Here is a 7,403-nt window from a genome sequence, read left to right as displayed (position 1 = left end):
GCGGTGGTGGTGCGGAAGAAGTCGAGCATGTCGTCGTCGCGGGCGGAGACGTAGCTGCCGGTGTGGCCGTTCATCGCGAGAGCGCCGGGCCAGGTGATGACCTCGAACCAGTAGGCCGGGCTCTTGGGGTGCTGCATTCCAGGTGCCAGTACAGGCCGTCGTCCTTGCGGATGGTCACGGTGCCGTCGGCCGACTCCCGCTCGAACCGTTCCCTGATCTCTGCCATGCGCGCCTACAGCGCCTCGTACGGGTCGACGACCGGGCATGACCCACCGCCCGTACGAGCACGACCTCGGCACCCTCTACCTGACCTATTCCCCGGCCCACCTGGACGACGATGACGCCGCCCTGGCGTTGATCGCGAACTTCCCCGACATCAGCGCCGCCCGGATCAAGCATGGGCTCGCGTGCCGCCATTTCGTCACGACGGGCGACGAGACCCGGATCGACGCCTACTTCGTGGTGCCCTGGCGCGGGATTGAGTGGTCCACGCCCGGGGCGGCCGTGCTCGGTCACTTGAGGGGGTCGGCCTCGTAGAGGTCCGAGCCCTTGGGGATGACGAACTGCCCGTTGTTCACGATGGTTGCGACGGAGTCGTTGCTGCCCGTCGGACTGGCGGTGTTGGTATGCCAAATGGCCTCACCGCTCCTGGTGTAGAGAACGTTGCTGCCGTCGTCCTGCACGATGAGGTTCCTGGCGGCCTCGGTGGGGACGGGGATGAAGGTCGCCACGGTGGCGCCTTCGGGGGTGACCACCTGGAGGTGGTCCGGGAGTACCGTCCCTCCGCTGACGACGAGCTGTGCGACGCCTTCCACATAGTGCAGGCTCAGGATGCCGATGTCCTCGGGCTTGACATCTTCCGCCGACAGCACGGTCATGCCGGGGATCTCGGTTGGTTCCTGCTTGTCAGTCACGTTTGCCTCCCTACGGGTCGGCACCCTGCCGACCGGTGTGGATCATTCCATGGCGCACCGCAACAAGGCATTCACTCTCAGTAAATCGGTGGCGAATGTCTACCCAGACGCGGGGATGGACGATGTCGTTGCGTCCGGGTAGAACTTGCCGCAGTCGGCCTCGCGCCAGAACGCCAGCCCGTCATGGTTGAGCGCCCCCCTGCTGGTGGTGCGGCTGACCATGCGGCACTGTGCCGCCCCCTGCTCGGCGGTGGCCACGTTCGGCACGGCCGTCTCCCCTTCGTTCCGGCAGCGGGCGGTCGCCCGCGTACCGGCTCAACGACACCCCGGCCGACCGGTTGTGCTCCGCTCGGCCCGCCGGGAGGTGAGGCTACTCGTCGTCTGGGCTCCGCGTCAGGGTCGCGTAGGGGGCGCAGGCCACCGTTCCGGCTGGCCCAGCGCGCACCGTGATCAATCTCAGCGCCAACCACGGTTCCCTTGATCCCCGAGGCCGTTCACCTGCTGGGCCGCGTACTCGACCGCCGCGGTCGGCACCTCCCCGGGGCCCTCCGGGAACCGGGCCTCGATCTCGAAGAACTTCAGCAGCAGCGCGAACCCGAGGCGGTTCTTCGCGGACTTGTTCCGCAGCCGCTTGCCGTCACGCTCAGTTCACGCTGGGGCTGCGGCGCTCGACGAGGACGACGTCGCGCCATGCCCCGTGGTGGCGGCCGATGCGTTCGCGGGTGCCGATGACGCGGAACCCGGCACGCTGATGCAGGGCGAGGCTGGCGGTGTTCTCGGGGAAGATGCCGGACTGCACCGTCCAGACGCCGGCGGCCTCGGTGAAGGCGAGCAGGGCGGTCAACAGGGCCAGGCCCACCCTGCGGCCGCGGGCGTCAGGGTGGACGTAGACGGAGTGCTCGACGACGCCGGCGTACGCGCACCGGTCGGANGCTGGCTGCGTTCTCGGGGAAGATCCCGGACTGGATCGTCCAGATGTCGGCCGCCTCGGTCGAGTCGACCAGTGCCTTCAGCAGCGCGGAGGCGACGCCGCGGCCGCGCGCGTCGGGGTGGACGTAGACGGAGTGCTCCACGACGCCGGCGTACGCGCACCGGTCGGAGACCGGCACCACGGCGGCCCACCCCAGGACCCGGCCGCCCCCGTCGAGAGCGACCAGGCGGTGGTCGGGCAGCTTGGCGGCGTCGAACGCCTCCCAGGTCGGGGCGGTGGTCTCGAAGGTGGCGTTTCCCTCGTCGATGCCCAGCTGGTAGATCGCCAGGACCTGCTCGGCGTGCTCCGGCCGCAGCGGTGCGATGCGCACGCCGGTCTCGGTGGCCGTCACGCTGCGGGCTCGATGCCGAGTTCGGCGAGCAGGCCGAGGATGCGCCGCTCGATTTCGTCGCGGATGGGCCGGACGGCCGCGACGCCCTGCCCGGCCGGATCCTCCAGCTGCCAGTCCAGGTACCGCTTGCCGGGGAAGTAGGGGCAGGCGTCGCCGCAGCCCATGGTGATCACCACGTCGGAGGACTGCACGGCCTCGGTGGTGAGGACCTTGGGCGTCTCGGCCGAGATGTCGATGCCGACCTCGGCCAGGGCCTCCAGCACGGCCGGGTTCACCGTGTCGGCGGGGGCGGATCCGGCCGAGCGGACCTGGACGCGGTCGCCGCCGAGGTGGGTGAGGAAGGCGGCGGCCATCTGGGAGCGGCCGGCGTTGTGCACGCAGACGAACAGCACGGACGGGGTGGTGGAGGTGCTCATCGGGCCAAGGCGCTTTCTTCGGTGGAACGGGTGGTGGGCTGCTGCCCGGCGGGCGGGACGACGGCCTCGTCCTCGCCTACGGCGGCCGGGCGGCCGAAGCAGACGGCGACCAGGACGAGACCGGCAGCGGCGCCGAGCAGCTGGGCGGCGAGGAACGGCAGCACGGAGGTGGGGGCGATGCCGGCGAAGGTGTCGGTGAACGCCCGGCCGATCGTGACGGCCGGGTTGGCGAAGGAGGTGGAGGAGGTGAACCAGTAGGCCGCGCCGATGTAGGAGGCGACCAGCAGCGGCGCGAGGTGCGCGCGGCCGGCGCGGGTCAGGCCGAAGATGAGCCAGACCAGGCCCGCCGTGGCCACGACCTCGGCCAGCCACAGGTGCCCGGCCCACCGCTCGTGCGTGGAGAAGGCCACCAGCGGCTTGCCGAACATCGCGTCGGCCAGCACCGCCCCGCCGATCGCGCCGACGACCTGGGCGGGCAGGCACGCGGCGACGTCACGCAGATCCAGGCCATCGCCGGTGCGGCGGCCGGTGAACCAGGCCGCCAGGGTGACCGCGGGGTTGAAGTGCGCCCCGGACACCGGTCCCAGGAACGCGATGAGCACGCCGAGGCCGAAAACGGTGGCCAGGGAGTTGGCCAGCAGCTGCGTCCCGACGTCGTGGGTCAGTTCGGTGGCCTGGATCCCGGATCCGACCACCACCGCGACCAGCGCGGCCGTCCCCAGCCCCTCGACGACCGCCCGCCGCAGCAGCGGCGCGGGCGCGCTCACGCGAGGGCCTTCGCTGATGCGGCGGGGATCTCCAGCAGTGCGGACAGCTTCGCCAGGGCCTCGGGGAGCACCCAGTAGTACACCCAGGTCCCGCGCCGCTCGGAGCCGACCAGCCCGGCCTCGCGCAGCACCTTCAGGTGGTGGGAGATCGTCGGCTGGGAGACGTCGAAGGGGCCGATGAGGTCGCACACGCACGCCTCGCCGCCCTCGTGCGAGGCGATCAGCGACAGCAGCCGCAGCCGGATCGGGTCCGACAGGGCCTTGAACATCCGCGACAGCTCGGCCGCGGCTTCCTCGCCGAGCGGCTCGCGGACCATCGGCGCGCAGCACGCGACGTCGTCCTGTCCGAGCACCGGCAGACCAGCTTGTTTCGACATTCCTCAATATTGACAGCTGTCGATCCCGGTGGCAAGGTCGACTGTATCGACAGACGTCGAAACAGAGTCGTTGGGAGACCGCCATGTCCCGTGTTCAGCTCGCCCTTCGTGTTGCCGACCTCGAAGCCTCGATCGCCTTTTACTCCAAGCTGTTCGGCGCCGAGCCGGCCAAGCGCCGCGAGGGGTATGCCAACTTCGCCATCACCGAGCCCCCGCTCAAGCTCGTCCTCATCGAGGGCGAGAGCGGCGAGGACACCCGCCTGGACCACCTCGGCGTGGAGGTCGCCTCCACCGAGGACGTCAACGCCGCCACGACCCGGCTGAAGGACGCGGGGCTGGCGACGTTCGAGGAGAACGACACCTCCTGCTGCTACGCCCTCCAGGACAAGGTGTGGGTCACCGGCCCCGGCAAGGAGCCGTGGGAGGTCTACGTCGTCAAGGCCGACGCCGACCAGCTGGGCAAGAGCGCCGTCGCCGGCGGTGACGCCTGCTGCTCCGGCCAGGAGGAGAGCACCGCGGCCGTGCCTGCGGCCTCGGGCTGCGCCTGCGGCAGCTGAACGGCGCCGCTCACCCCTTTTCCGGCACGTCCTCATGCGCGGCGTCCGGGTCGCGCAGCGGGCGCAGGCCCTGGCCGGGTCCGCTGGCCTTGATGGTGAACAGGTAGCGGCCCAGGAAGTTGATGTGCCGGCCCTTGAGCGGGGACAGGCGGGCGGCGTCCTCCTCCTTGATGTCGACGCCCNGGGCGTCGAGGCAGCGGGTGTCCCCCAGGACGACGGCGTTGAGGACCAGGCCGAGGGCGGCGAGCTGGTCCTCCTGGCCCTCGCGGTACGCCTGGCGGATCTGGCCGCGGCCGCCGTGGCAGATCGCGCGGGCGAGGCGGTGGCGGGACTCCTGCACGGTCAGCTGCCGACTCATCCGCCGACGGTAGGTGTCGTCGACCGGATCGGCCAGGGCGAGCAGGTGCATGGTCTTGTCGATCCGCCCGTACTCGGCGAACGCCGCCCCCAGCGGGGTCGGGTGGCCCTCTCGGCCGAACATCCGCAGCAGGTCGTAGGCCTGGACCTGGTTCGTAATCAGAGATCCCGCGGCCCGGAGCATGTCGGACCAGTGCGTGGCGATCCGCTTCAGGTTGACCTTGTTGCAGGCCACCGCCTCCAGCGGCCCGTACCCGGCGGCCGGCTCCTCGCCGTCGGGCAGGTCGGCCCGCGTCTCCACGGCCCTGATGGGCTGTCCGTCAGTGGCCGGGCCCGGCCGTGCGGCCGGGCCGCAGTGCGCGTAGGCGGTCGCGGTGTGCGTTTGGGAGCTGGTCGACGGTGCGGTGCCAGGAGTGGTCGATCATGTCGGTGAGTTCCTCGTCGGGTACGGTGCCGTCGAGGATCACGGTGTTCCACAGGTGGCTTGATCCGTAGCGTCCCGGGCGGACGGCCCGGTACTGCTCGCGGAGGCGGAGTGCGAGCCCGGGGTCGCATTTGGGGGCCCCTTCGTCGGGGCGTGTGGCAGTGGCCGGGGTGAGGACGGCGAAGATCTTCCCCCCGGTCTTGTAGAGCTGCATGGCCCGGCTCGGATCGTGCTCGGTCACCTCCGGCAGGGACAGGGCGTACTCCGCCACCTCTTCAGGCGCCATGATCGGTCTCCCGTGTGCACGGTTCAGTCTCCCGCAGGCATGGTCGGGTCGGCCGGCATCCAGCGTGTCGGGCGCATGCCAATCCTCGAGCACAGCGCCTATCCGAAGGTCCCCGGCGAGTGGGTCAGCTGACGCTCCCGATCAGCCCGAGCCCCAGCGGCAGCTCCTCGAACCGGAAGAGGCACTCGCCGCCGTCCTCACCAGTGAAGCCCCCCGCCAACCTTGGGAACCTCCACCGTCGGAGGCGGCTCGTAGAAGCCGTCCGCCAAGGCCGCCGTCCGCCCGTGGCCCGGGCGCGCGGTGCTCCCGCTCACGCGGCCACGCCAAAGCAGCCGTCATCCTGGCATCCCACCTGATGCGGGCGTGACACTTTGACGACAACTCCCAGGCCTGAAAGCCGGTTTAGCCGTAACCCGAACAAATCACAGCCGCTGTCTGCATGATGAGACGCCACGACCCTCTGCGGGTGTGAGGCGTCGAGCGGGAACCGGCCAAGATGGCAAAGAGCAGGGAGAGCCGATGATGACGTGGGCCGAGGCCATGGCTTCCGGTGCGGGCGGTGGCCTCATTGCCGAGGCGCTCGTCACTTTCGGGCGTTTACGTGCCTGGCAGCAAGCACGACACGTACAGCGGGCAGTGGCGGGTGACCTCCCGGCGATCGGGGCGTTCATCGACCCGCCGGCGGACGGACTCGCTGCCCTGTTCCGCGTTCTGCTGGGCGGCATGGCGGGCTGGCTGCTCCATACCGAAGTGACCGGCGTGTACGCAGCCGTGGCCGTGGGCGCGTCAGCGCCCGCGCTGCTTGCCCAATTGGGCAGGTCCACCACAGCCGACGGTGCTCTCCACAGCGCCCCTGGCGGTCAGGATCCGAACACTCCCCCGACCCGGCCGGAACCGGATCTCCCGCCGGTGTCCGAGGAGGCAACGCCGTGAACGCTACTCCGCTCACTCGGCGGTCTTGGCGGTCATTCATCGACGCACGCCCACCAGGCACACCTCGGACGGTGGGCCGCGGCCACGCGGGATACACCCTGTGGCAGCGGGCCCGGGCGTCGTTCCTCGGCTTCGATCTGCCGGTGCGGCCCGCCACGGCCGCCGTACCCCGGACACCGGCCGCCGTGCCCCGACAGCCCACCGGAGAGAAATCCCGCAACCAGCGGCCGGACGTTCGGGCCGCCGTAGGGTGGTTTGAGCTGCCTGTACTGCTGTCCTCGGGCGGCGCTCTGACTGCTGCAGGCGGTGACGCGGTGGTGCTGGAGGCTACCGCGCCCGACGGCCGGATCGCCTTCCTCGTACGGAGCTCCGGCACGGACGAGGTCTCGTACAGCCTCGAGTTGGTCCTGCGCGGCGGTGCCCCCGGCGCTCTGCCGCTGATGTGCCTGATCCGCTACGCCCGGCCTGATGGCCGCCTGCGGGATCTGCTCGTACCAGTGGTGCAGGGGCCGGTCGGGCCTGGCGCGTCATACGTCCGGCTCCCGGATTTCCGCATCGGCACCTCCTGGACGGCCTCGCTTTCCGTTCCGGTGGGGCTGGAGTCCGACTGGGATGCCGAAATGGTGACAGCCTCGATTGGAGCGGCCCTCAACGAAACGACCCGCGAAGCCTGGCGGCGCGTGCGCGAACACGTCGGCGACGGCCTGCGCGGCGTCATCGACGGTGCGCTGCGGTGACGGCTGTCGACGTGCCCGGACCTGCTGGGGCCGACGGTGAACGGCCGCCACGGCGACCGGTGGGGAACAGTGCCGGGCACTTCCCGGAGCGTGACCTGCTCGAAGCCGTGCTGATGGGGGCAGCGAGCCCGCAGGCCTGCGTGAAGGAACTCCTGGGCGAGCGGCAGCTGTGGTGGAAGTGCTGCGCAGAGGCGGTACGCGCTGAGCCCGCCTGGTTCGCGGGCGAACGTGCCGGAGAGCTGGCCGCCTGGCTGGATACAACGGCGCCAGATCGGGCGGGCGGCCTGCTGTCGTCCGCCCGTCAGGCCTATTT

General features: G+C 70.6%; 11 protein-coding genes and 3 pseudogenes. 5 read left to right on the top strand and 9 right to left on the bottom strand.

The annotated features are described in order from the left end of the window. Positions 1-264: 264 nt before the first annotated feature. A complete protein-coding gene (locus VR44_RS19620; RefSeq protein WP_045948848.1) occupies positions 265-537 on the top strand; it encodes a hypothetical protein in 273 nt (90 codons plus the stop codon). On the opposite strand, the gene VR44_RS19615 is transcribed toward VR44_RS19620, so the two are convergent. From VR44_RS19615 to VR44_RS19590, 7 genes and pseudogenes are all read right to left on the bottom strand, one after another. Further along, positions 513-914 carry a hypothetical protein gene (locus VR44_RS19615; protein ID WP_157880361.1) on the bottom strand — a complete coding sequence of 134 codons (402 nt, stop codon included), beginning with the start codon at positions 912-914 and terminating at the stop codon, positions 513-515. The genes VR44_RS19620 and VR44_RS19615 overlap by 25 nt on opposite strands. Before the next feature lie 456 nt (positions 915-1,370). Then, complete coding sequence (locus VR44_RS49170) at positions 1,371-1,541, bottom strand: DUF4158 domain-containing protein (protein ID WP_094191761.1); 171 nt, start codon at positions 1,539-1,541, stop codon at positions 1,371-1,373. Positions 1,542-1,557: 16 nt separating this feature from the next. Further along, a pseudogene (locus tag VR44_RS19610) lies at positions 1,558-1,845 on the bottom strand (N-acetyltransferase family protein); the annotation flags it as partial. 1 nt (position 1,846) lies between these two features. After that, positions 1,847-2,236: pseudogene (locus VR44_RS19605) on the bottom strand (N-acetyltransferase family protein); the annotation flags it as partial. Further along, positions 2,233-2,652 (bottom strand): arsenate reductase ArsC, encoded by a 420-nt coding sequence (locus VR44_RS19600; protein ID WP_045948845.1) that lies wholly within the window; start codon positions 2,650-2,652, stop codon positions 2,233-2,235. The gene VR44_RS19600 and the pseudogene VR44_RS19605, both read right to left, overlap by 4 nt. Then, positions 2,649-3,419, bottom strand: a complete 771-nt coding sequence (locus VR44_RS19595) for an aquaporin (protein ID WP_052713719.1) — start codon at positions 3,417-3,419, stop codon at positions 2,649-2,651. Before VR44_RS19595 ends, VR44_RS19600 begins: the two co-directional genes overlap by 4 nt. Then, positions 3,416-3,796, bottom strand: a complete 381-nt coding sequence (locus VR44_RS19590) for an ArsR/SmtB family transcription factor (protein WP_045948844.1) — start codon at positions 3,794-3,796, stop codon at positions 3,416-3,418. The genes VR44_RS19595 and VR44_RS19590 overlap by 4 nt, the downstream gene beginning before the upstream one ends. An 83-nt stretch (positions 3,797-3,879) precedes the next feature. On the opposite strand from VR44_RS19590, the gene VR44_RS19585 reads away from it, so the two are divergent. Continuing rightward, the gene (locus VR44_RS19585; RefSeq protein ID WP_045948843.1) at positions 3,880-4,353 is read left to right on the top strand and encodes an ArsI/CadI family heavy metal resistance metalloenzyme; all 474 of its coding nucleotides are present in this window, start codon (positions 3,880-3,882) and stop codon (positions 4,351-4,353) included. Positions 4,354-4,363: 10 nt separating this feature from the next. Here the strand turns inward: VR44_RS19585 and VR44_RS19580 are convergent. Together VR44_RS19580 and VR44_RS19575 are read right to left on the bottom strand one after the other, a co-directional pair. Next, positions 4,364-5,002: pseudogene (locus VR44_RS19580) on the bottom strand (Tn3 family transposase); the annotation flags it as partial. 28 nt (positions 5,003-5,030) lie between these two features. Beyond that, the gene (locus VR44_RS19575; RefSeq protein ID WP_045948841.1) at positions 5,031-5,420 is read right to left on the bottom strand and encodes an MmcQ/YjbR family DNA-binding protein; all 390 of its coding nucleotides are present in this window, start codon (positions 5,418-5,420) and stop codon (positions 5,031-5,033) included. A 519-nt stretch (positions 5,421-5,939) separates the two neighbouring features. Here VR44_RS19575 and VR44_RS19570 point away from each other — a divergent pair. The 3 genes from VR44_RS19570 to VR44_RS46435 all read left to right on the top strand — a co-directional run. Further along, positions 5,940-6,353 (top strand): hypothetical protein, encoded by a 414-nt coding sequence (locus VR44_RS19570; protein ID WP_052713717.1) that lies wholly within the window; start codon positions 5,940-5,942, stop codon positions 6,351-6,353. A 71-nt stretch (positions 6,354-6,424) separates the two neighbouring features. Next, positions 6,425-7,090, top strand: coding sequence for a hypothetical protein (locus VR44_RS45145; protein ID WP_157880360.1), 666 nt, complete (start codon positions 6,425-6,427; stop codon positions 7,088-7,090). Further along, a partial coding sequence (locus tag VR44_RS46435; protein WP_211275097.1) for a hypothetical protein occupies positions 7,087-7,403 on the top strand: 317 nt, incomplete at its 3' end. The genes VR44_RS45145 and VR44_RS46435, both read left to right, overlap by 4 nt.

The organism is Streptomyces katrae (assembly GCF_000966975.1).
GTDB classification, from domain to species: Bacteria; Actinomycetota; Actinomycetes; order Streptomycetales; family Streptomycetaceae; genus Streptomyces; species Streptomyces katrae.
The sequence above is the reverse complement of the archived record's forward strand: the minus strand, read 5'-3'. Positions and strand labels throughout refer to the sequence as shown.